We start from the raw sequence: 21,998 nt of genomic DNA, 5'->3' as shown, positions 1-21,998 counted from the left end.
GCGCCCGACTTCGCGCTGTCGTTTGATGTAGGCCGAATGAGCAGCGGCATGTGCTGCTCGGCAGGCGTCGCACCGGCACCCGTGATTGCCGTAGCCGTTGGAAGTGCCATGGCGCGGATCATCGTCCGCGAGAGGCTTGCCACGACTGGTCACACTTTCAGGCTACGCGAGACCCACCGTCATGATTCGCACGGGGACCCTGCGTCCTTGCCCGAACTCAGCGCCGCCTCAACTGAAACAACTGACCCGCACGGTGTCGAGAAACTCCACCACTCAACGGGACGTGACCGCGAGAGCGGCTTCAAGGCTTGTTCGTGACGGCACATCACGGCCAGAACCGGCGCCGAGCGGACGCCGACTCACCCGGCACCGGGGGTCCTTCTATGTCCCGCAGCGGGATGCGTGCTCAGGCCAGCGACGGAACGGGGTCGAGAGGCGCGGCGGAGAAGAAACCAACAAGAGAAGAGACAGAAGGCGATGGGTGAGAGAAGGGACGAGGTAAAGCGACCGCGAGAAACGAGCGCGAAGGGCGAAAGGCAATAGCGAAAAGAGCTAATGCACGCAGGCACTTTCCGTGACGAGGAGTATTCTGGTCGCATGCGCGGGGGCGTCGCGAGATGGAAACGAGGGATTGCTTCGCAGGGTGTGAAGCAAGCGATCGCGTACGCATTCGGTGGGGTCTGCGACTCGACCATGACCGCCAGAACCGCCGACGGCGTCCTGGCTGCGGCGGATTATGCGGACGCGGTGATGACCCGGTACATCGTCGAAGATGGCGCGATTCGTGACGACCTTCTGACCCGCAATCAGTTGCGGGACTGGGTCGACGGCATCGATCCGCTCACCGGGCAGCGGCGCGGCCGGGACCTCGAGTCGCCAGTCGCAGACCTCGTCTTGGACGCCACGATCAACGCACCGAAGTCGTTCTCGATCGCAGCCATGCTAGATGGCGAGCTGAATGCCGCGTATGAGGATCTGCAGGACCGGCTCCGGGACCGGATCATCAAAATGTGGCAGACCGAGCTCAACGCCAGGCGCGGGAAGGCCGGCTGCATCCGCGAGAACCTGACCCGGGTTGAGGTGGTGGAGTTGAAGCATGAGCGGTCCCGGTCGTTGGATCCACACATGCATCGTCATCTGTGGTTGAACGTCAAAGTCCAAGGCACCGACGGCAAGTGGTCCAACGTGGATACCCGGGTTGCGTTGCGGTTCCAGAACGTGGTCAACGCCGAAGGGGACTTGGCCTGCCGGACGGACCCAGTGTGGGTGGCCGCGTTGGCGGCCAAAGGGCTGACCTTGAATGGTCGCGGCGAGATCGGCCAACTGGAACATCTTGTCCGGCCGTTGTCGAAGCGGTCAGCACAGATCGAAGCGAACAAGACCGTCCGCACGCAATGGTGGAAAGAACAGCACCCTGGACAAGAACCCTCCAGGGATGTGCTGAACCAGATTGACCGGTGGGCATGGGCAACCGATCGACCGAACAAGCCCGGCCACCTGAACGAAGACGACTGGGCCACATTGGTGAGAGGCGAACTCCTGGCGGCCGACAAGAATCTCGGCCACGAACGAGTGCCGGTCACTGTCGATGCGGTCCCGGTCATAGCCCTTGACTTAGGCCTGCTGGCCGCGAAAGCGATCGTCGACGCGGACAACCGGTCAACCGGCACCGGCGGACGATTCAACGTCATGGACGTCCGGGCCGGAGCCGTCCGGGCTATCGCCTCGACCGGGCTCGTCACTGACCGGTCCGAGCTGGATGCGATCATCGACAGGGTGACCAACGACGCCATCGGTGCGCATACGGTCACCCTGCTGACCGAGCCGAACATCCCTGACCATGTCAAACGACTCATGGCCACCAGCACAGCCAGTGTCAAGACCGCGGTCGCGCACCGGATCGAATCGATCTGTACGCCCGGCGAACCGTTGCAGCGCGAGGAAGTGCTCGCCGTCGGGCGAGAGATTGAACCCGAGCGAGTTTTGGATATCGGGCAGCTCGGTGGTGCAGCAGCAATCGCCGGTAGTTCCCGAGTGGTCAGCGTCACTGGCGCAGCCGGGACCGGTAAGACCACGATGCTGAAAGTGGCTGGCGCCGCACTCCGCCGGCACGGCCACAACATGATCATCGTGGCGCCGACGAAGAAGGCGTCATCCGTGGCCGGACGCGAAACTAACAGTGCGTCCTCCTCGCTGCACCAACTCCTGCACGACTACGGATGGCGTTGGGCCACCAACCAGGCTGGCGCAACCGAATGGACGCGACTGCAGCGTGGCGAAGTAGATTCGTCCAGCGGGCTCGAGTATTCAGGACCGCGGAAGCAGATCCGTTCAGGCGATCGAATCGTCGTCGATGAAGCCGGCATGCTTGAGCTCGAGGCCGCGAATGCCCTGCTCGAGGTCCTTGAGAGTACAGGCGCCAGTGTCGCCGTGGTTGGCGATGATTATCAAGCTCTGCCCGTGGGGCACTCCGGTGCTATGGCTCTATTCCGCCGCCGAGCTTTCGACCAACTCGAGTTGGACGTCATTCACCGATTTCGAGATCCTGATTGGGCAGAACTCACTTCACGGCTGCGCGATCCCGAAGGTCCAGAAGATGCCGGCGATGTCGCCGACGAACTCATCAAGGCCGGACACGTGCTTCTCGCCAACAATGACGCCGAGGCCCGTCAAACGTTGGTCGATGGCTGGTTTGACGCCGCGCGGCACCGTCAAACAGTCGCGCTCGTCACTGCCACCCATGCGGAGGCGCAAGAAATCAGCGAGGCCATCCAAGCGCAACGAATTCAACGCGGCGACATCACCGCAGAACGAAGTGTCGTTGGCCAGGCAGATCAGGCGATTTTTGAGAGTGACATCGTCCAGACTCGCAGGAATGACTCGACGTCCGGTGTCGATAACCGTCAAACGTGGATCATTAAGAACATCACCACAAGCCATGTGATTCTGGAATCGGTCTCCGACGCGTCCGAGCTTCGAAAGATCACGCACGACTACGCTGCCGCACACGTCCACCTCGGCTACGCCTCAACCGTCTATGGAGTCCAAGGCGAGACGACCGATCGATCCATCGTCGGACCCGGCGTCGACGCAGCCGGACTTTACGTAGGCCTCACCCGCGGGAGACAGGACAACCAGGTCGTCGTGACCACGCCAACGTTGAAGTCGGCGCGGACCGAACTCACCGAAACGATGCAACGCAGCCCGATCGAAGAGACACTCGACATATCCCGAACGGCAGCTCGAAGCGAGCTCAGCCGCGCAGCCAGAGCCGATGCAGTCCAAACCGGCCCGATCGCCGGTACCGGATCGATCGGACGATCATCTGCTCTCACACCACTCTGATTTGGCGCCAGCACGCAAGATTATGAGTTGCCCAAACCCGATGCGCGGGTTGCGAACCCGGCCTGATTTCTACCTTCAAGCGAGCCGTTTCGGGCATCGTATCTTAGGAGAGCCACCCCAAGCCGATCCGCCTGTTGTCGTGCCTCGGGGAGAACGCCCCCACGGACGAAAATCAAGCCTCGTCGCCCGTCTGTCGAGGAGAGATCGGCCGCTTGCATCACCTGGCCCTCTTCGAGGTTCCCGCGCCGGTTGTCGACCCACGCGAGGTAGCGAGAGCTGTACAAATCGCAGAGCTTACGACTCTCGCTGGATGCGGCAACAGTGTCGGTCGCGCCGAGGTAAATCATCCATTCACGGCACAACAAAATCGCGTCTTCGGCTGAGACGCCGTACGGCCTAGCCAACGGTGCTTCACCAATCACAAACTCAGTCTGCACTGATACCCCGGCCATCGGTACCAATCTTCTTACGCCCCCCTATTTAAGGACATCCATAAGATGCAACGGGACTATGGGCAGCGGGTCGCAACCGGTTCAAGCCGCCTATTGATGCAAACCCACCGATTCTGGTCGATCCGGTGTCGGCCGCAATAGAGCCTCTTGGCAGGACCTTGTCCGCTCCGTAAGGGGAACCTTCAGCGAACGACTTGGCCGAACGACTCTTCGATTGCGTAGTCGATGAACTCGTTTTCAAGCTCGCGGCCCGCTTCCAGTTCGGGCGCGATTTGAGGAACAGAGTTCTCGTCGACGATTTCGGCGTGCATGGCGTCTTTCGGTGCGCCCTGCTTCAGGTTCATGCCAATTGGCAGCGCGAGCACGGTCAGGCACGCTAGGACGATTTCTGCCACGCGCCGCACCGAAGCCTGCGTGGATGGATCGAGTTCAGACCATGCAACGTCGCTTTGATCAGGCAATGCGCGCTCTATGGTGCGTCGATGGTTACGCGCAGCGAGTAGTGCCACGGACAAGATCTCGTTGATCCTCCCCGCGCGAGCCACGAACCTGCGCAAGATGACCTCATTCGCCTCAAAGTCAGTCTCGGCCTGTTGGATCTTTTGCTCGACCGACTTCTGCTTTTCCAGGACGCGCCCGCCGCTTGCCAACACAGCACCCGCAGCAACGGCAATTACCGGCAGCGCGACGATCCCGGTGAGCAGCGCGGTTCCTCCCGCGATTCCCAAGCCGCCTGCGGCCAGGCTACCTCCACCGATGGCGGCGAGAGTCGCCGAGGTGGCGGCAGCACCGGACAAGCTAGAGATCGCGGCGCCTGTGGATGCCATAGCGATGCTCGCGACCGTCATGTACGTGGCAGTTGCAGCTCCGGCCCCGACCGCTGCACCGGCACCGCTTCCGAGGACGCCCGCGCCTAGTAGGGAGACGATGCTCTTGCTGGTCTTCAATTGGGAGTCTTTGAGCGCGTCGGAGAACTCGGGGTTTGCACGCGAGGGCTGAAGGTCCGCGTGCATGATTACGTCATCGGGCAGGTCGGTAACGCGCGACACAAGTCGAGAGAACGGATCGACCACCTCACGATCGAACTCATTGACTCTCTCGTCGAGATGTTGGGCGATCTCGTCTGCTTCGCGCTGGGCGTGCTCGGCCCGCGACTTGAGTCGGTTGGCTCGCTCGCCGTTCTTCTTCGCAAGCTTCATCGCATCCACGATTTTCAGGCTCGCGTTTTTGCGCTTATCCGGATGAGTCTCAGAGCCTGCAGCTTCCTGAACGGCCTCCGCCTTCTCGGGCAGATGAGACGACAAAGCCTGGATGAACGCTTCAGATGGAGTGCGCACGCCGCTTTCGATCTTCGAAATTAGGACAGTGCTGAAGCCAAGAGTCTCGGCGAGCTTTGCCTGGCTCCAACCGAGGCTCTTGCGCGCCTCGGCAAGCACCTCGCCCGCGGATCGGTTGCCCATAATGTTGACACCTTACTAATACATGTATAAGTTCAACTCATACGAATATAACATCTCGTATATACATATTGTAGAGCAGACAGGAATAACTCATGGATAAGAACACCCCCAAGTGGCTTGCCCCGGTCGTTCTAGGCGGCGCGGGCACTATATGCGGACTCGTCTACAGCTTTTCCCCCGGCGTTCGCACCGGTCTGGATCAGGCGCTGCGAGGCCCCGAAACGAGGCAAGCTATCGGCGCGCTGTTGGGTGGTCTTGCTGGCACAATCGCCACATCGTTGCTGTCGCGTGGTGGCTCCGATGCAATTGCTTCGGTCGTCGCCTGATGCCCGCCGGCCAAGATGCGGCAAACCGGGCCCAGCCTGCGACCGTGCCACCGTAGTGCGATCCCGTAACGATCAGACCAGCAAGAACTCCGTAGAAACCGCGGCTCGCGGGGAGTAGCCTGTCACCTCGTCCGTTGACGGGACGCTGAACGAGCGCCAGATCGATGAAGAGCGACGTCGCACTCACCGGTCGACGAAAGGTGCACTCGGCAACGTACTGCTGTACAACTCATCTGGCAGTAGACCTTCATCGAGTCGGTCGTCCAGGGGCGTGGCGTTGAGACCAGGATCAAACACGGATCCCAGAGATTGCAACTCGAAGTACCTCGACCATCGTTGGTGGTACCCGGGGGCGGAGTGTCGCTTTCCGTGAGTATTTCCGGCGGCAACGGTCCCCGCGTACTCGGCAAGAAGGCCGTCCCATCCCGGGATCTCTTTGGCGGGAACGACCACGGGCAGCTCTGCAACCAGCAAATTTGCTTTCCGCGCGTTGCACGTTGTGTGCAGGGTGGTCAGATTGTCCATCTCCCCGGCCCCACCGCGGGCATGCGCCAGGACATGATCCGCCTCTGGGGCCACAGCCCAGAACGCAGGGTGGATTCGACCGCGGCCGTAGTGCGGGTCGTAAGCGAATGACTCTGGGAACACGTCGCTGATCGCCACTAAAACGCAACGAGGAATGGCCCTGCCGCCACAGTAGGTGCAGCGTAGGCCGTCGCGAAGGAAAACCTGCGCTCGGATCCGGTCGGAAACATTGCGCGCTGTCGTGCTGGGGGCCCCGGCACCGGCAGAGACCGCGAAAGAAAGCCGCCCCGTCCACAACTCTCCGGAGATTGGTGCTAACCGCTCACGAGCAGTTTCCACATCAGAGACAGCAAGCGCTGCGGCGACCTCGGAGAGTGTGTCGGTGTACCTGTCGACGGCGTTATCTGCCAATTCAACGACGAGCGTCATGTCGACAACGTTACTTGTCGCCGGACTTGTATCTGGCTGTTCAGACTGCACCGGTCAAATCCCTCAGCCATCGTGCGTGTCGCGGTTCCGCCGGTCGATTCCCCGTACGGTCTGAGGCGGTGCGAAGAACTATCGCATAAACGGATCAGCCATCGAGCAGCGCGAGATCACCGTGTATACCCACAAATGGTGTGCCATCGTTCGCGCCGCGCCCGATGCCTACCTGCGACCGTGTACTCGCGCCTTCTCAAAGTCGAAAACGTCCGGCGCCTTAAAAGCACGTTGTTGTCGCCGCCGATTAGTAGCCTGACCACATGACTTCCTTCGCTGAACGCATAGGCAAACGCGCCGTTCGCTCGCTCACCCAGCGCGACGCCCTCGACGTCGAGACCCGCACAGAGCTTTGGAATGTCTTTGTGACCCTCCGCGGCACCCTGCGGAACGTGGCTTCTCAAACATATTCGGCCGACACCACCGAAGCAGCCGTCTTGGGCGCCGTGTGGACGTGGGAGTATAAGAGACCTCGCGATGAAATGAAGAGCGAGGCCAACGTATGGGCGGAGATCAAGGCTTCAATTCTCAATGCTGATTGGTACGACGTACTCGACCTGATCGAGGCAGTCGTCAAGTACCTCGACCGCTACAAGACGCACGCCACCGAAGACCTTCGATCGACGTTCACGGACACGTTCAACAACCGCTTTGAGCATTTCCTCGTCGGCTATCGATTTATCGGCAACGAGATAACGCCGATCGATACCACTGCCGAGGCTGAGGCAGTGGTGAGCGCTCAGAAGAATACCGACAGTATCGCCGGGGCCCGTCATGCCCTCGACCGCGCAGTCGAGCTACTCGCGGACCGGCAAAATCCCGACTACCCCAACTCCATTAAGGAATCAATCTCCGCAGTCGAAGCCATTGTCAAGAGGGTGACCGGAGAAGGCACTCTCGGAGCCGGGCTGGGCAGGCTCGAATCCGCAGGTCTGACAATCCACCCCGCCCTCAAGAGCGCATGGTCGAAGATGTACGGCTGGACCTCGGACGCTGCGGGCATACGCCACGCAGGAGTCGAAGCAGCCGACGCTGACCAAGCGCTTGCCAAGTACGTACTCGTAGTATGTTCCGCGTTTGTGTCGTACCTCATCGAAGAGGGTCGCAAAAAGGACCTCCTCAAATAGCCTCCGGTCGAGAATCGGCAGACCTCGGAGACTCGCGTGGTGCGCTCGCCAACTGCGCGACGGCCAGCAAATAGACCGATCGCTGACGGGCGGTCTCAATCGAGGGCTGATTCAAGGCGCACGCGCTGGCGGGACCGTCCGGCAAGCCCCGCCCGAGAAAGTGCCCGGTCAATAAAATCCCGCGTGGGGTATACGCAACGACCAAACATCAAGGAGATACTTCTAGTCGCTGGGTTTCAAGCTTTCGGAAGTTCAGCAAGCTCATTCAGTTTTGACTTCATACGAGCGCCAGTCCGTGTCGTTCTGCGACGGTGACGAGTGCAGGGTTGTCGATGTCGACGCGTTGTTCGGTGAGTTGCACGACGTCGGTCCCGTCGAATATAGCCCAGCATTCATAGTCGCCTAATCGGGAGATGTATCGGATCCCTGCGAAGAGGGCGTCGCCGACCTTGTTTCGTGAGTTGTATACGCATTCCGCGAGCCCGCGAGTGAGCCACCGTGAGCGACCTCGGACCATGGAGACGTCGAGGTTTGTGATGTGGAGACTGTCCAGCATCCGCGCGGCGTGAATGTTGAGGTAAGTGCGGGTTTCCGCGGCTTCAATGTCGACGAATGGAAGCGCGTCAACCGTTTGGAATGACCGGAGCATACGTCGCGCGCGCCAGGTTGCATCTAGCTGACCGGGGAGAGGCGGCGCTTCGCCGTCGTTGGCGGCCGCTTGCATCTTTGCGATCAGTCAGGGGTCCGGACAGTATCCGGGCCCCTGACTGATCGCGAAGTGCTATCAAGGTTTAGAACGCTACTTCTGCGGCGTCGGCTGGTTGCAGTGTGGTGACGGGCGCGGTCGTTGAGGCGGCCGGGCCGTCAGCTTTTGGGGTGCGGCGGTTGAGTTCGGCGCTGACATACCGGAGTGAGGGTCCGATGGCGTCGGCGACGATCTCGGTGGAGACGCGTGCTTCGCTGGTGGCTTGGTCGGTCCAGTGGCGGAATTCGAGGGTGCCGTTGACGAGGACGGTGTCGCCTTTGGTGATGCTCTCGCGAACGTGCTCGGCGGTGTGGCCGAAGACGGTGGTGCGGTGGAACTGTGTGTCGCCGTCGATCCATTTGCCGTCTTCGAGTTTGCGGTCGGTGACGGCGACGGTGAATTTGGCGTATTTGGTGCCGTTCTCGGATTCGCCGTAGACGGGGTCAGCGGTGAGGTTTCCCTCGATGGTAATGGGAACTCGTGTGCTCATTGTCATGCCTTTCCTTCGGTGCTCTCGACCTGGTGTCGATCGCTTTCACCTACAAGTTCCAATTCGAGGAGTATTTGCGCGCGCACCAGGCGCGCATCTTCTATCCGCTGTGGGATTCGCCGATCCAGTTGTTCCAGACTTCGGTGTCGTCGGGCGTGGTTTGTGGGGGTGTTGTCAGGGTGGTGTGGCCGGTCTGGCATTCGCCGTTGTACCAGGTCGTCAGGCGTGGGAGGGCTGCGGCAAGGCGTTCGTGCCAGCCGATGGGCCCGTAACCGGCGTCCATGGCGTCGAAGGACACCAGCCAGGCGGTGTGCAGGGCGGAGAGTTCTTCCACCAGTGCCCCGTGCTGGTACCAGCAAGGTGGGATCTTGCGGGCCGGGATGCTGTAGCGGCGGGTGAGCCAGTCGACCCAGTCGCCCAATTGCATCCATACTGCGGGAGCGGAGTCATCCTCGAGGGTGCGCCAGTTGATGACGGTGACCCCCAGCATCCCGGCATCACGATTGCCCGAGTTGGCGTCCCATTCGGCTGGCAGGGCGTCGAGGAGATCCTCGATCGGTGTTTCCTCGTTCATGCGGTTTCCCCGTCCGTGAGTGTTTGTGCGACCTTGGTCCGCAGGCGGGCGATCGCTTGCGCGGAGGCGGCGCGGCGGGAGACGAGGCCGGAGAGGGCTTTGTCGCGGTCGATGAGGGTGTGAACCCATTCATGGCAGCGCGGGTGCAAAGCGACGAGATCGTCGTGATGTTCGTGGGCTGCCCAGCCGTGGCTGGATTCAATGACGCCCCGGTAGTCAAGGTGGTGCAACTCGAAAGTACGATCCGTACCGACACCACGGCAAAGAGCGCAGCGGACTTCACCATGCTCGAGCTGCTCCTCGGCAAACCAGCGGGCACGGCGGGCAAACCAGGCCAGTGAGTGCAGGTAGTGGCCGCGGTAACTGTTCAACCGTGCGGGCCGGCGATGATTGGACATCAGGCCGCCCCACCGATCCTGGTGCGCCGTTCCTGGGCCGCCTCATACTGCTGCCCGAACAAAATCTGTTGATCGGCTTCCGTGCGGCTCTTGCCGGTCTTGATCGTCGCGGCATCGGCCCGGGCGGTCCACCCGTGAAGGTCAAGAAGGACACCGCGGCGATTGCGGTAGGCAAGAAGCCCGAGTGTTTCGGGCATTCGCCGGATCTCGTCGAGAGCCATCACCGGAGTCTTCTCACTATTGATGCTGGTGGTGGAGCTGCTGTCGGTGTAGGAGTGGCCGGTGTTGCGGATACGGCGGGTGCCCAGGAGCGATTCGATGTCGCGCAGGTGGTCGACGTCGGAGGCTCCGCCGAGGAGGAGTTTGGCGGTGGCAGCAGACCAGAGGGTGTCGGCTTCGGCCCGAGACCAGGCTGTTTCGGCTTGGGAGAGGGCTTGGAGGACGACGATGGTGGAGATGCCGATGCCGCCGCCGTCGGCCATGATCCGTGGCAGTGCCGGCCAGGAGAACATGTTCGCAATCTCGTCCAAGATCAGCGCCAATGGCGGGTTGAGTCTGGATTCGGGTGAGGCGAGTGCTTTGCGGCGGGCGGTTTCTACGATGTCGTCGAGGACTGCGCCGAGGAAGCCGCCGACGGATCCGGCGCCGGCGCCGGTTCCGATCAGGTAGAGGGTGTTTTGGCCGGAGAGGAAACGATCCGGATCGAACTCATCTCCTCGGTCGGGTGTCATGGCTTCGCGGATGCTCGGGATGGCCAGAGGGCGGACGGCTCCAGAGACGCCGAACCAGGAGGAGGCGAGGAGTTTCTCGTCGCCGTTGATGATCGCGTCCAAGTCTTCGGCCCATCCGGGCGTGCCTTGGTTGGTGAGGATACTGACTGCTTCCAGCGCGAGGCGGGGGTTGGATCCCCATCTGGCGAGAGTGTCAACGCCGCGGCCGGTGACGGCGGCCGCGTGCAGGAGCCGGGAGAGAACGGAGGAGGCAACGTGCGCCCACTCCTGATTCGTACGGGAAGCGCCGAGGGCGGTGCCGGCGACGATGGCCTGCCCGCGCTGGTCGGCAACGAGTGGGTCCTCGCAGCCGGTGATGGGTGAGATCCGTAGGCTCGAGCGCACCCCGGAGAGTTCCTGTGGATCGAAAACGGTGACCTCGCCGCGCTTCTCGCGGGTGCTCATGGTGGCGGAGAGGTTGTCGTTGCGGGTGGAGGTGGTGATCAGGGGGCCGGTCCAGTCGAGGATGGCGTTGATGATGAACCGGTAACCTTTGCCGGAGCGGGGTGCGCCTTCGACGACGACTGAGTCTTCAATGGACACGAACACGTCCTGGCCGTGGGAGCGGCCCACTTTCCAGCCCACATCCGACGGCACCGCATTCTTGGTCAACGGCCGCAGCGTGTGGGCACGGTGCAGGGCGGCGCGGGCGGAGACGAAGCGTCTAATCTCGCCCGGTTTCGCCAGGCCATCGCGGAGTTTGAGTTCACGGATGAAGTACCGGTCGGATTGCTTGAACCGAAACCACCACACAGCCACAGCAACCACCGCAGCAATCAATAGAACCAGGACAACGATGTCGGCGACGCGAACAGCAGTGACGGGTGCGGCACAGCCAGCCGGAATCGTGAACCCAGACGTGTCGGCCCCGAACGCAAGTTGAAGGCCGGCGAAGACCCCGGTCGGCTCCCCTCCGCTCCCGCACGCCAGATGGATGATTACTATGCCGATACCGGTGGCCAGTCCTCCAGCGATGACGGCACCGAACAGGGCGTAGAGCGCGGCTGTTGCCCACGGGGCGGGTGCGTGTCTCATCGGCGTTCACCGCCGAGCGCGTCAGTGCGGAAGACTCCCATTTCGTAGTCGGTGCAAATGTTCTTCACCTTCGCGACCCGGTCCTGGCCGATCTGCCAAAGACCCTCCCCTTTGCGGAGCTTGCGGACAAGGTCTGATTGGGTATCGTTCCAGCCGAGGACTTCCCTTGACCTGGCGATTTCGCCGGTGTGTTGGGCGTAGGAGACGCGGGTTTCGCAATCGGCCAACAGTCCCAGGGCGCGGGAGTGCAGTGCGCTGTTGCGGTCGCCGAGGGCGTCGAGGTCGGCGATGCGGTGTAGCAGGTACCAGTTGCTGGTGCCTAAATGCCGGGCCACTTTCTCATCCTCGACCCGGTCGGCGAGGCCGTCGCCGCCGGAGACGTCGTTGAGGAGTTCGACGGCGGCTTCTTCGTGGACGATGACCCTTGCTTGCCGGTTGCCGCCGAGGGTGGAGCGGCGGATCCAGTTCGCCGTCGCTAGACGGGCCAGCGCTTGCGCTTCCGGGGAGGCGCCTTTCAGGGCGGAGGTGTCGACGACCATCATGGGGGTGTCCGAGTCGAAACGGACGGTGGAAGGGCCGTCGAAGAACCCGGTCAGGTCCCCGGAGACCATGCGCCGCAGCGCGTGCGCGAGACGGTGCCCGGCCTCGGCCACTTCAGCCGGCAGGTCCGCATCCGGCAGGATGAGTCGGTCGTATACGTGGGTGACGGTCACAGTTGTTTGGCTGCGGAGGGCGTCGAGAGCGATATCCAGGGCTGTGTGTTCGACCGGTTCCAGGTTGCCGCCTTCGCGCAGCCGCCGCACCACGGTCTTGATTGTCGCCCGCCGGTACTGCAGCACGTTCTGATTCCAGTCCATATCCGTGAAGACCCGGTCGCGGGGTCCTTCGTCGAGCAGGTTGATGCGGGCCGGCTTGCCGGGGCCGACGCTGATGGATTTGCCGCCCACATATTCGGCAACGTTCACCCATTCGCCGTTTGGGTCGTGCGGGACGGCGATCTTCCGCCCCAGCCGGGCGAGGCGGGTGGACCAGGATTTGGCGAGCATGGATTTGCCGGTGCCTTTGACCCCGATGATCGCCACCGAGTGGGAGCGGACGGCTTCGGCGGAGTAGGCGTCCCAGGGGTCGAAGCAGAATGGGGCCCTTGAGAGTTGGTTTTCGCCGATGTATGCGCCGGTGAGGATGTCGCCGGTTTCGGCCAGAAACGGGTACGCGCCACCCAACACTTTCGAGGATCCTCGGTGTGCCGGCGGCGCTGCCCGGAGGGGGCCGCGCAGGTTCTCGGGGTGATGCCAGCCCCAGGCCGGCATCTTCGACATCGGGAACTCCCCCGGTATCAACACGGAACGGCGCCGAGCAGAAGCCGGAGCTTGCTCGTGTTCGGTGCGGCGTCGCAGTGCGCGTTCCGCCGCGGTCTCGGTGGCGGGAAGTCGGCCGATGACGGTGTTGTGTCGCATGATCAGTCCCCCTCTACCGGCACAACAAGCGCGGCAGTGACGAAGCCGGCCGCTTGCTGCCCTGACAACGACGCGAGTGAGACCCGGGCCGTGTGGGAGGCCTGTTCGATCTCGCTGCGTGCCTTCGCCAAGGCGTCCGTGGACTCGGCCGAGACCGTGACGAAGCCACGGAACTGCACGTCACCAAACCCGTCAACGAGGTCGCTCTCGCGCACCTCCAGGGCTTCGGCCTCGCGAACGTGCTCGAGCGTGATGCGTGACTGCAGCTTCATGCGGATTGTCGCGGCGGTCTCCATGTCGGTTTGTGCCCGGTTGACTTCGGCAAGAGCCTTGTGGATGGCGATCGGTCGCACCTGCAGAGTGATCACCCGGGTGGAGTCGCCGGCATACAGCAGCGGTTCCAGGAACCCGGTTCGCACATCGGTTCGAGGCCATTCGGCGATCCAAAACGTTTGATGCCAACTCTCATCGACGCGCAGGTGGTCCCAGCCTTCGTCGATACCCATGATCGGCGGATTCAGCTGGACGGAATTCTGTTCGGCGCCCTGCCTCTCGCGCCGACTCGAGGCAGCAACCGGATCTGCGGCAGCGGCAAGCGCCGTATCGAGTTCGTCGGCGTCTAGCCATCCGGCCATGCTCAATCTGGCGTGTTCCATGGCTGTTTCCAAGGCCGCGACTCGTTCTTTCAGCACGGCGGCCAACCCCGCCATGCCGCGGCCCGCGTCCCGGATCACCGCGTTGAGCTTTGCCGTGGAGAAGGTCAAGGTCACTGTGTTGGAGAATCCCATTGACCGTTTCGATGCGGCCTGGGTCAGCTTCCAATACTCCTGCACCAGTTTTGGTGTTACCTCTGGGTGGAATTGTTCTTGCCGGGCGCTCAGGTAGTCGCGCAGTTCGTTCGTGGAGGCCCGGTCCACGCGGATGCGGGCGGTGGCTTCGGTCAGGCCCGGCATGTTTTCCAGGGAGCTGAGCCATTCCACGAATCCGTCATAGGCGCCCTCCTGGGTGCCTTTGTCCCGCAATGCCCACGCCCGCGAGCCGACCCTCAGCGTGATGGAGGCAAGGTTGCCGCGGGCGTTGTAGACGAAAGCACCCGTGCCCGGGATCTGCACGATCTGCACATCTCCCAGCGCCCCAGGTAGCAGGAATCGGGAAGCAACGTGGGGCGCGATTTCAGCGGCATGAGCTTGCCCGACGGTGAGGCTTGCGGCGGATACACGCATCCACACGTCGCGGCGAAACTTCGTTTGGCCCTTCATGGCTCGGATGCCGTAGCGGGTGGCTTGCCAGATGATCAGCATCATCGGCTCCCGCCGGTAGGTGCCGACGCCAAAGAAGAACACGATGGCTGCGACCGGCAGCACCACCCAGATCGCGTTCACATTGACCAGCAGGGTGATGAGCAGGGCTGCGACGACGCTGCCGATGACCATTAGCTGGCTGAAGCTGAGGCCGAGGAAGACGCCGCGGCGTTCTCGGGAGGCGAATCTGACTCGGGGTGCGCCTTCTTCGCTGAGGAGGGTTTCCGCGCTGAGTGTGCTCATGGGTTATCGACCTGCTTTCACGACGCGGGTTGCCGCTCGCACAGGGGCGGTCGCCGTGCCGGCTCGGGAGACTTGATCTCTTACGGAGAAGCGATGATGTAGGGCTGTGCCGACTTCGGTGCCGGCGAAGGAAACCAGTTTGGTTGCCCACAGGGGCGAGAACGCGGCGGCGACCACTGCGCCGGCGGCGATGAGGATGACTGCGATGCTGGTGGAGGACTTCGTTAGCTGCACGGCGAGCAGGATGATGCCGGCCGCCAACGGTTTAGCCAGCAGCAGACCGGTGGTGACGTTCATCCACTTGTGCGCCCACGCGGACAACTTCGGTTGGCCGATCATCATCAGGCCGATCGGCGCCATCGCCGCAAGAGCCAGTAGCCCGAACTCGCGGATGGACATGGCAATGAACAAGAACAGCGAGGCGATCATCATGACACTGACAAGCAGTAGCGCCAGAGCATAGGAGCCGAGTTCCGTCGGGGCGGTGGCTCCGAGGGCTGACAGGCCGTAAATGACCGAGTCGTGGCCATACGCTGCGGCAGCCAGGCCAGGGATGGTCGTTTGCGCCGGCGCGGATGTCAGCCCCAGGACCCGCAGCAGGCCGTCAGCGAGGCTCCCGCCTTGAATAGTGCTGGTCAGATTCACGGTGACATCGTCGGTGATCGAGGAGAACTGTTGCATCGCCCAGACGCAGATTGCACTGAACGGGATCGCCAGAGCTGCCCCGGCGGCGGTGCGGCCGATGCGGCCCCAATCCTGGAGGACCATGGCGATGCCGATCTGGACAAGGGCGATGATGAGAATCACCGGGGAGACCACAGCAATCCAAAACAGGAACTGGCTATGGGCGACATTCCAGCTACCTTGATCGATATTCGTATTGAAGGAACCACTGATGAGTGTGGCGATGAAGTCGCCAAGGTTTCGGATCATGGAGCCCATGAATCCAGCGACGGTTTGGGCGGCCCCGCAGCCCCAGTCCGTGACGAAGCAGCCATAGTTCGGCGACCACGGGTCAGCGGCAGCCAGTTGGATGATCATCAGGGTGCCTAGGCGATCTTGAGGCCTTGGCCCCAGTTGATCAGCCCCGCAATGCCGCCAGCAACCGCGACACCGCAGACGCAACTGACCAGTCCGACGATGCCCATCTTTTGCACGCGGCCATTGCTGGAAATATGGCCAACCACGATGAAGCCGGCGGCGATAAGTCCGCCGATAACGGCCAGGGTGAGGACTATCGCGAAAACGACGTTCGCGACCGACTGCAAGGCGGACACTCCCGGCCCTGAGAAGTCGGGGGTTGGACTATTGACCGAGTAGATCAGGCCGGTACGCGCGTGGGCGCGGATGACGGCTTCGGTCAAGGCTTCAGTCACTGCTGCAAACATCACTTTCTCCTTCATTCACCTGTTTCGGAATCCGTGTTTCATTCAGCTGGTACGTCTTGTCCGTGCATGAGGCTGCCGTTAGTTCGCGCTCGCGTTCAGGAGCTTCAGGACCGGGTCGGGAAGATCGACGAACAGATCAGTTGGCTTGCCTTCGGAGGGGATATCCACCTTCAACAGGAGCCGGTCGACTCCCTGGGGCACGTACCAGGCTGCGACGAAGGACCGCTCGTGCTTGTTCGGGACGGTCCAGGTGGAGTGCCCGGCGAAGAGCCCGGCTGGCAGCCAGGGGAGGCCCAATCGGTGTGCGGCGCGGCTGCCGTCTGTGGTGTCGAGGACCGCGGCTTCGGGGCGCCCGTCGAAACGGGTGCCCGTCAGCGTTGTGCCGGTAACGTTCTGCGTGGTGGTGTCGCCTTGTGTGGGTTTCCACACTCCACTGAGACTGATCCGCAGCACAAGCACGGGTGTTCCTGCAGGGAAGAGTTCCTCGGTCGCTTTGTCGTTGATTTTGCAACCGCACCCCACGCTCGAGGTGAACTGCCCTGCGGGATAGACGGTGACGAGCACGGAGTCGACGAACTCAGACGCCAACGGCCTAGTGCTGGCCGGGGCTGACACGGAGGGAGTGGGCACGGTCGTGAAAGCATGATCTTGCTGCGGCGGCCGTGGTGCAGCGGTGCATCCACAGATTGCGAGGAGCACAGCCAGCGCAACGGATCCGACAGCGGTTGTCTTGCGCATGAGGCTCAGCTCCCTCCCCTGTGGCCCTTTCGTGTACCACTTCACTTACACGTTCCCGTTCGGACCCGGTTTTGGCGCGCACATCCTCAAATTCCCTCGTTAGGGGACCTGAATGTGTTGGTGATCGCAGCTATCACGGAATTGCGCGGTGAAGTTCTTCAGTTCACGCAAGCGGTCAGCGCCGGGCCGGCAGTCGACTTGCCCGAGTCCGGAGCCGTGGGGGACGTAGGGGTCGAGGATGTGGATGAGTTGTTTGGAGAGGTCGTCATTGCCGGTGAGGGAGCGTTTGTTGAGGGCATAGAAGTCGACGGCTTTGCCCTGCCAGTGCGCTGAGGCGGTCCCGATCCCCGGGGTGTCTCCGGTGCAGCGCCGGTTGAGGTCGCTGACTCCGACCTGGCGGAAGTTGTTCACGGCGATCACCATGATCTGCAGAATGTGCGGGTCAAGGGTGCATGCCTGCGTCGCTGTGCCGGTCGCGATGTTGAAGATCTGCTGCCGGTAGCTGTTCTCAAGGAAGGTCAACTTCCCCGACTTGACCGCCTCGACAAGGATCGCAGCCGCAGCCTTGGCATCCACCGGAACGGCGCAAGACTTGCTGGCGACGCCAGTCAGTGCGGCGACGATGTTGCCAGCCGGCGTGAAGTAGGGCGTGTAGTGGTGCGGGTCGGCGTTGTGCTGCACCATATGCCCGAGCGTCGACGGGTCCATTGTCTCCCACCCAGGTACGGCGATCATGCGGGAGTAGAAGGCAGACGCGGCCGTGGCCACGTTCATCCGTTTCGCACGGCTACCGTAGGAGGCACCTTGCTGGAATACTCCGATGGTCGTGTTATCGGCGGCGTCACCGTGGTCAAGTGCGGTGAGAGAGGATTCGCCCATGGCGACCATGACCGCGATTTGTTGCCCGTGCGTATCGATGCCCTGGGATTGGCCGCCGGTGATGATCGTTGCAGCGACTTTCAACTGCGCGGGACCATACCCATCGACGCTCTGGCCAGGGCCGACAGTTGGTGCAGCGCCGAGGCATGCACCGCCGAAGGCGTGCACGGAGCCGCTGCCCATGACGACGATCATCGAGACCGGTACCGCAACCAGAAGAATGGGCACAGCCACGATCGCGGCCATGCACAGCGCGAGCAGCCTGCGGCCGGCCTTGGATCGGGCGATGGTGGCGCCGAGACCAGTGGCGAGGGCGCTCATGCGGCGAGCTCGTGTTCCAGGACGGTTTGCGCCACCGTTAGTAGCCGTTTCGCGGTGGCGATGCGCGCCCGGGCCGAGCCGGGATGGATGCGTAATTTCGCGGCAATAGTGGAGGCGTCATCGTTGAGCATGCCTGCGACCTCTCGCAGTCCGCCTTGTGCCGGGAGGCAATGCACGATCACGGATGCCGTGACGGGCAGGTCTCCGTCCGCGGCGGCGAGTGCTGCACGAATGGTGGCGGCGGTCACGGCAACCCGTTCCCGGATTGTTCGCAGACTGCGCGGGGTGAGCTTGTGCTCTCTCGCTACAACGGACGGGTCGGTGTGGGTGAGGGCGAGTTCGACCATGAGTGCCCAGTCGGTCTCGCCCACGGCATCGGCAACCAGGCGCATCCACCGGTGGGTGTCGAACCGGGCCACTAATGCCTGCAGCGGGTCAGGCTGCCGAACCTCGGGTATCTCCTCGTCCAGTTCCTCGGTGGGTGGGGTGCGGCGGACGAGTTCGCGGCGAACCACATTGCGGGTGATCCCGAACACGAAGGCGTTGCAGCCGCCGAGGTTCGGATTGAAAGTGTGGGCGCGATGCCATACCGTCTCGCGGACCAGTTGAAGAACCTGGTCGACTTCGTTGGGGCGGCCGCGCATCCGGTCGATGACGAATGCGCGCATCGAGTCGACAGCGTGCAGCAATTCGTTCAGGCAGTTGGTGTTTTCGGTTTGCGCGAGAGTCCCCCACGACATTGCCATCACATCCCTCGTTATGTTCCTTCACTGGTTTCGAACAGTTCCGGGAACTTCTCCCGGAACACCTCCAGGCGGCGACGACCAGTGCGGGCCGAGACACCCTCCAGGTCGGCAATAACAGCCCCCGTGATCGCGGCACCTGCCGTGCGCCGCTCCCGGAGTCGCGCCACCACATCCGGCTCGCCGACACGGACAAGTGCCGCGACTGGGCCGGACCGCCTCTGCGGCTGATCCGCTGACGTTGCCGCACGCACCGTTTGTCCTATCGCCCCCGCTGCGGGCTGGCGGCGGCTATCGACGATGACAACCAAAAGGTGGGTTGCCACGAGAAGCGCTATCGCTGGGACAGCGGAGACCACTGTTGCGACCGGGACCGGCACGCCGATCCGGGCGGCGTTTGCGGCGTGGATGGAATTGCCGACGACGCTGATGGCCGAGAACAGAACCAGTGCCAGCCACGGGTACCAGGTCACGGCAGGGCCTCGAGAGCGCAGGGCGAATGCGGCCGCGGTGGCCACGACAATGAACCCGTCCACGATCAACGGCCACAAGAACGCCAACTGATGATCGATCCCCGAGGCGACAGCCAAATCATCAAGCGCTGAAAAGGACAGGGTGAAGCCGCCTGCGGCGAGCGCGCAGACTCCTACGCTGGTTGCCCACAGCACGAACCGGTTCCCGGGAGTGTGTGATGGACGATCAGCCACTGGAGGTCACCGCCCGCCGGTAACCCCGACTACGCGCACTCGCGCCTCGGAACCGCGGTTGCGCACCTCTTCCATCAGCACCAGAGGCTACCCCCATTCGGGGGTATACCGACTTGGACACACCGGAGAGACGCCCTCTGTTCACTGGCAGCTGTCGCACTGGAGATCCTCCATCGGATCCACTGGAACCAGGTATCCGCCATAGTCCTCCACGACATCCGCGCATGCCTCGACCCGCAACGGGCTCCCGTCCGCGGACTTGGCGCTCATGCCGACACCCCGGTGCGGAGTTGAGCGCTCGATTCCAGCCAGTCGATGACCTCGGATCTCTTGTATAGGACAGTGCGAGGCGTCGGCTTATAGAACCGCGGCCCCCGTCCCTGATACCGCAGCTGCGCAAGTGCCGCGATCGACAATCCCGTCAGTTCAACAACATCCGACGGTTGAATGAATTCCCCAATCATCATGAATCTCCGTCATTTTGACAACACAATCAACATCTGACTGTTGAAATGACAATAAGCCCAATTCGTTAGTTTGACAATAAAAACGCGACTAGTCTGTCGAAATGACGAATTATCGCTCGGAATCGAGCATTGGCGCACGTATCAAAGCGGCTCGACGGCAACGCGGCTATCGCACCGCGCGCGAACTTGCCGCAGCGATGCCCGGAAGCAACGTCACCGCAGCGACCCTGGAGAACATCGAATCTGGCCGCAAAGTCGAACTCACCGTCAGCCAGCTCCTCAACATCGCCCGAGTACTCAACATCCCGCCCAGCTTTCTTCTCGCCCCCATGGGCACACCCGACGCGAAACTGGACCTGCCCAATCTCGACGACTCGTTCGAAGACATGAGCGCAGCCGAGTTCGACTCCTGGCTCACTGCCACGCCCATGGGCGGCTATCGCTCGGCAGTTGCAACGGAGCGAACTGATATTGATCAACTCAATGCCCTCCGTGAACTCCTCGCACTTCGCCGAGAAGCCCGGCGCCTTCAGACCGTCCTCGAAGTCCAGTCCGAGGCCGGAGACCCAGACCTGCAGACGGCAGCCCCAGTCACGGAGAGCCGCTTAGCCGCCGTCCTATCCGAGGCACGCCACCTCGAAGATCTACTCCAGGCAGCAGGCTGGACCGTTGAGCCAGGCAGCGAACCAGGATCGTAGAGTCATGGGGACTATCACCGCGTACGTCACCACCGAAGGAAAACGGTACCGCGTCAACTACCGAAAGCCAGATCACGCTCAGACCACAAAGCGGGGCTTCAGGACGAAGCGAGACGCGGAGCTCTACCTTGCGTCCGTGGAAGTTAAGAAGGCGACAGGGGAATTCATCGACCCCGCAGCAAGTAGGACGACCATTGAAGCCCTCGGGAGGGACTGGATCGTCCAACAAACGCACCTGAAGCCGTCAAGCCTCCGTCCGGTCCAAATCGCATGGCGACTCCAAGTCGAACCGTACTGGGGAAAACATCAAGTCGGATCTATCCGACACTCGGACGTCCAAGCCTGGGTGTCCCGACTCACAACGGGCGACGGGAAAACGATTCAACCTAGGTCAGCAACCACGGTGCTGCGCGCCTACGGTGTACTTGCCGCAATTCTCGACAACGCCACGAAAGACCGCCGCATACCTTCGAATCCTGCCCGCGGAATTGACCTCCCCCGGAAGATCAAGAAGCCACACATATACCTGAGCCACGAACAGGTGCAAGCATTAGCCGACGAGTCCGGGAAGCACTCCACTCTCGTACTCCTGCTCGCCTATACAGGTCTTCGCTGGGGTGAAGCCACCGGAATCCGCATCCGCAACATCGACACTCGCCGACGACGCCTCAACGTTGTGGAGAATGCCGTCAGCGTGTCCGGCACGATCCACGTCGGCACGCCTAAGTCGCACCAATCGCGCAGCGTCCCCTACCCCGAATTCCTGTCCCTCCCGATCAAGGAACTCTGTGAGCAACAAGGCGATGCTCGCAACCGCGACGAGCTCCTATTCGGAGATGGGATCAACCACCAGCGCCAGCCCGATGCCCGACGCGGCTGGTTCGTGTACGCCAAAAGGCGATCAGGCGTGCCCACGTCGCTCACAATCCACGACCTCAGGCATACCGCCGCGAGCCTTGCCATTTCGGCAGGTGCAAACGTCAAAGCCGTGCAGCGAATGCTCGGACACGCCTCTGCAGCCATGACTCTTGACACATATGCCGATTTATTCGATGACGACCTAGACGCGGTGGCAATCGCGCTCAATCAGGCCAAGTCCGATTCAAATGTGGTCAAATTGTGGTCAAAGGACGCATCAGAGAGTTAACAAAACCCCCTGAATCCCAGTGTTTATAAGGGATACAGGGGGGTTTCTGGTGGCGGTACCGGTGGGATTTGAACCCACGGTGGAGTCTCCCCCACACAACTTTTCGAGAGTTGCACCTTCGGCCGCTCGGACACGGTACCGCGGATGAGTTTACGCGAGCCGGGCTGCATTCACCAACCGGC

At 62.2% G+C, this 21,998-nt stretch carries 21 protein-coding genes and 1 tRNA gene; 5 read left to right on the top strand and 17 right to left on the bottom strand.

Annotated features, from left to right (window positions below):
• Window positions 1-693 precede the first annotated feature (693 nt).
• Complete coding sequence (locus ASC63_RS07035) at window positions 694-3,345, top strand: AAA family ATPase (protein ID WP_235491960.1); 2,652 nt, start codon at window positions 694-696, stop codon at window positions 3,343-3,345.
• Window positions 3,346-3,979: 634 nt separating this feature from the next.
• Here the strand turns inward: ASC63_RS07035 and ASC63_RS07025 are convergent.
• A complete protein-coding gene (locus tag ASC63_RS07025) occupies window positions 3,980-5,257 on the bottom strand; it encodes a helix-turn-helix domain-containing protein (RefSeq protein WP_055811213.1) in 1,278 nt (425 codons plus the stop codon).
• Window positions 5,258-5,349: 92 nt separating this feature from the next.
• Here ASC63_RS07025 and ASC63_RS16255 point away from each other — a divergent pair, with 92 nt between their 5' ends.
• Window positions 5,350-5,583 (top strand): hypothetical protein, encoded by a 234-nt coding sequence (locus tag ASC63_RS16255; RefSeq protein ID WP_157487613.1) that lies wholly within the window; start codon window positions 5,350-5,352, stop codon window positions 5,581-5,583.
• Window positions 5,584-5,766: 183 nt separating this feature from the next.
• Here ASC63_RS16255 and ASC63_RS07020 read toward each other — a convergent pair whose 3' ends face one another.
• Window positions 5,767-6,537: an HNH endonuclease gene (locus ASC63_RS07020; RefSeq protein ID WP_055811209.1), complete on the bottom strand. Its 771-nt coding sequence runs from the start codon at window positions 6,535-6,537 to the stop codon at window positions 5,767-5,769.
• 314 nt (window positions 6,538-6,851) lie between these two features.
• Between ASC63_RS07020 and ASC63_RS07015 the strand changes: the two genes are divergently transcribed.
• Entirely contained in the window at window positions 6,852-7,715 is an 864-nt protein-coding gene (locus tag ASC63_RS07015) for an AbiJ-NTD4 domain-containing protein (RefSeq protein ID WP_055811204.1), read from the top strand.
• 277 nt (window positions 7,716-7,992) lie between these two features.
• Here ASC63_RS07015 and ASC63_RS07010 read toward each other — a convergent pair whose 3' ends face one another.
• The 14 genes from ASC63_RS07010 to ASC63_RS16740 form a co-directional block, all read right to left on the bottom strand.
• On the bottom strand, window positions 7,993-8,439 hold the full coding sequence (locus tag ASC63_RS07010; protein WP_157487612.1) for an RES domain-containing protein: 447 nt from the start codon (window positions 8,437-8,439) through the stop codon (window positions 7,993-7,995).
• Between the two features lie 67 nt (window positions 8,440-8,506).
• A complete protein-coding gene (locus tag ASC63_RS07005) occupies window positions 8,507-8,956 on the bottom strand; it encodes a single-stranded DNA-binding protein (RefSeq protein ID WP_082487364.1) in 450 nt (149 codons plus the stop codon).
• A gap of 94 nt (window positions 8,957-9,050) precedes the next feature.
• On the bottom strand, window positions 9,051-9,524 hold the full coding sequence (locus tag ASC63_RS07000) for a hypothetical protein (protein WP_055811195.1): 474 nt from the start codon (window positions 9,522-9,524) through the stop codon (window positions 9,051-9,053).
• Window positions 9,521-9,922, bottom strand: coding sequence for a hypothetical protein (locus tag ASC63_RS16250; protein WP_157487611.1), 402 nt, complete (start codon window positions 9,920-9,922; stop codon window positions 9,521-9,523). The genes ASC63_RS07000 and ASC63_RS16250 overlap by 4 nt, the downstream gene beginning before the upstream one ends.
• Window positions 9,922-11,727, bottom strand: a complete 1,806-nt coding sequence (locus ASC63_RS06990) for a type IV secretory system conjugative DNA transfer family protein (RefSeq protein WP_082487362.1) — start codon at window positions 11,725-11,727, stop codon at window positions 9,922-9,924. Before ASC63_RS06990 ends, ASC63_RS16250 begins: the two co-directional genes overlap by 1 nt.
• A complete protein-coding gene (locus ASC63_RS06985; protein ID WP_055811189.1) occupies window positions 11,724-13,184 on the bottom strand; it encodes a hypothetical protein in 1,461 nt (486 codons plus the stop codon). Before ASC63_RS06985 ends, ASC63_RS06990 begins: the two co-directional genes overlap by 4 nt.
• Window positions 13,185-13,186: 2 nt before the next feature.
• Window positions 13,187-14,728, bottom strand: a complete 1,542-nt coding sequence (locus tag ASC63_RS06980) for a PrgI family protein (RefSeq protein ID WP_055811186.1) — start codon at window positions 14,726-14,728, stop codon at window positions 13,187-13,189.
• A 3-nt stretch (window positions 14,729-14,731) separates the two neighbouring features.
• The gene (locus ASC63_RS06975) at window positions 14,732-15,769 is read right to left on the bottom strand and encodes a hypothetical protein (protein WP_055811185.1); all 1,038 of its coding nucleotides are present in this window, start codon (window positions 15,767-15,769) and stop codon (window positions 14,732-14,734) included.
• Window positions 15,770-15,777: 8 nt separating this feature from the next.
• Window positions 15,778-16,116: a hypothetical protein gene (locus ASC63_RS06970; protein WP_157487610.1), complete on the bottom strand. Its 339-nt coding sequence runs from the start codon at window positions 16,114-16,116 to the stop codon at window positions 15,778-15,780.
• 78 nt (window positions 16,117-16,194) lie between these two features.
• Window positions 16,195-16,680, bottom strand: a complete 486-nt coding sequence (locus ASC63_RS06965; RefSeq protein WP_157487609.1) for a hypothetical protein — start codon at window positions 16,678-16,680, stop codon at window positions 16,195-16,197.
• A gap of 273 nt (window positions 16,681-16,953) precedes the next feature.
• Complete coding sequence (locus ASC63_RS06960) at window positions 16,954-18,054, bottom strand: hypothetical protein (protein WP_055811176.1); 1,101 nt, start codon at window positions 18,052-18,054, stop codon at window positions 16,954-16,956.
• Window positions 18,051-18,800 carry a hypothetical protein gene (locus ASC63_RS06955; RefSeq protein WP_157487608.1) on the bottom strand — a complete coding sequence of 250 codons (750 nt, stop codon included), beginning with the start codon at window positions 18,798-18,800 and terminating at the stop codon, window positions 18,051-18,053. Before ASC63_RS06955 ends, ASC63_RS06960 begins: the two co-directional genes overlap by 4 nt.
• A gap of 11 nt (window positions 18,801-18,811) precedes the next feature.
• The gene (locus ASC63_RS06950; protein ID WP_055811170.1) at window positions 18,812-19,465 is read right to left on the bottom strand and encodes a DUF2637 domain-containing protein; all 654 of its coding nucleotides are present in this window, start codon (window positions 19,463-19,465) and stop codon (window positions 18,812-18,814) included.
• Window positions 19,466-19,645: 180 nt separating this feature from the next.
• A complete protein-coding gene (locus tag ASC63_RS16740; RefSeq protein ID WP_268765144.1) occupies window positions 19,646-19,774 on the bottom strand; it encodes a hypothetical protein in 129 nt (42 codons plus the stop codon).
• Between the two features lie 298 nt (window positions 19,775-20,072).
• Here ASC63_RS16740 and ASC63_RS06945 point away from each other — a divergent pair, with 298 nt between their 5' ends.
• Both ASC63_RS06945 and ASC63_RS06940 read left to right on the top strand, forming a co-directional pair.
• Entirely contained in the window at window positions 20,073-20,669 is a 597-nt protein-coding gene (locus tag ASC63_RS06945; RefSeq protein ID WP_055811165.1) for a helix-turn-helix domain-containing protein, read from the top strand.
• 4 nt (window positions 20,670-20,673) lie between these two features.
• Window positions 20,674-21,816 carry a site-specific integrase gene (locus tag ASC63_RS06940; protein ID WP_055811162.1) on the top strand — a complete coding sequence of 381 codons (1,143 nt, stop codon included), beginning with the start codon at window positions 20,674-20,676 and terminating at the stop codon, window positions 21,814-21,816.
• 50 nt (window positions 21,817-21,866) lie between these two features.
• Here the strand turns inward: ASC63_RS06940 and ASC63_RS06935 are convergent.
• Window positions 21,867-21,956, bottom strand: a tRNA-Ser gene (locus tag ASC63_RS06935).
• Window positions 21,957-21,998: the final 42 nt, after the last annotated feature.

The organism is Leifsonia sp. Root112D2, assembly GCF_001424905.1.
Taxonomy (GTDB): domain Bacteria; phylum Actinomycetota; class Actinomycetes; order Actinomycetales; family Microbacteriaceae; genus Root112D2.
The sequence above is the reverse complement of the archived record's forward strand: the minus strand, read 5'-3'. Positions and strand labels throughout refer to the sequence as shown.

What these genes read in the sequence shown, in the direction of transcription:
- ASC63_RS06980 (WP_055811186.1), bottom strand. Translation starts at nt 14,728, where the DNA reads ATGAGCACACTCAGCGCGGAAACCCTCCTCAGCGAAGAAGGCGCACCC.
- ASC63_RS07015 (WP_055811204.1), top strand. Translation starts at nt 6,852, where the DNA reads ATGACTTCCTTCGCTGAACGCATAGGCAAACGCGCCGTTCGCTCGCTC.
- ASC63_RS16740 (WP_268765144.1), bottom strand. Translation starts at nt 19,774, where the DNA reads ATGAGCGCCAAGTCCGCGGACGGGAGCCCGTTGCGGGTCGAGGCATGC.
- ASC63_RS07020 (WP_055811209.1), bottom strand. Translation starts at nt 6,537, where the DNA reads ATGACGCTCGTCGTTGAATTGGCAGATAACGCCGTCGACAGGTACACC.
- ASC63_RS06990 (WP_082487362.1), bottom strand. Translation starts at nt 11,727, where the DNA reads ATGAGACACGCACCCGCCCCGTGGGCAACAGCCGCGCTCTACGCCCTG.
- ASC63_RS06940 (WP_055811162.1), top strand. Translation starts at nt 20,674, where the DNA reads ATGGGGACTATCACCGCGTACGTCACCACCGAAGGAAAACGGTACCGC.
- ASC63_RS16255 (WP_157487613.1), top strand. Translation starts at nt 5,350, where the DNA reads ATGGATAAGAACACCCCCAAGTGGCTTGCCCCGGTCGTTCTAGGCGGC.
- ASC63_RS06985 (WP_055811189.1), bottom strand. Translation starts at nt 13,184, where the DNA reads ATGCGACACAACACCGTCATCGGCCGACTTCCCGCCACCGAGACCGCG.
- ASC63_RS07000 (WP_055811195.1), bottom strand. Translation starts at nt 9,524, where the DNA reads ATGAACGAGGAAACACCGATCGAGGATCTCCTCGACGCCCTGCCAGCC.
- ASC63_RS16250 (WP_157487611.1), bottom strand. Translation starts at nt 9,922, where the DNA reads ATGTCCAATCATCGCCGGCCCGCACGGTTGAACAGTTACCGCGGCCAC.
- ASC63_RS07035 (WP_235491960.1), top strand. Translation starts at nt 694, where the DNA reads ATGACCGCCAGAACCGCCGACGGCGTCCTGGCTGCGGCGGATTATGCG.
- ASC63_RS06970 (WP_157487610.1), bottom strand. Translation starts at nt 16,116, where the DNA reads ATGTTTGCAGCAGTGACTGAAGCCTTGACCGAAGCCGTCATCCGCGCC.
- ASC63_RS06945 (WP_055811165.1), top strand. Translation starts at nt 20,073, where the DNA reads ATGACGAATTATCGCTCGGAATCGAGCATTGGCGCACGTATCAAAGCG.
- ASC63_RS06960 (WP_055811176.1), bottom strand. Translation starts at nt 18,054, where the DNA reads ATGAGCGCCCTCGCCACTGGTCTCGGCGCCACCATCGCCCGATCCAAG.
- ASC63_RS07010 (WP_157487612.1), bottom strand. Translation starts at nt 8,439, where the DNA reads ATGCAAGCGGCCGCCAACGACGGCGAAGCGCCGCCTCTCCCCGGTCAG.
- ASC63_RS07005 (WP_082487364.1), bottom strand. Translation starts at nt 8,956, where the DNA reads ATGACAATGAGCACACGAGTTCCCATTACCATCGAGGGAAACCTCACC.
- ASC63_RS06955 (WP_157487608.1), bottom strand. Translation starts at nt 18,800, where the DNA reads ATGGCAATGTCGTGGGGGACTCTCGCGCAAACCGAAAACACCAACTGC.
- ASC63_RS07025 (WP_055811213.1), bottom strand. Translation starts at nt 5,257, where the DNA reads ATGGGCAACCGATCCGCGGGCGAGGTGCTTGCCGAGGCGCGCAAGAGC.
- ASC63_RS06975 (WP_055811185.1), bottom strand. Translation starts at nt 15,769, where the DNA reads ATGATCATCCAACTGGCTGCCGCTGACCCGTGGTCGCCGAACTATGGC.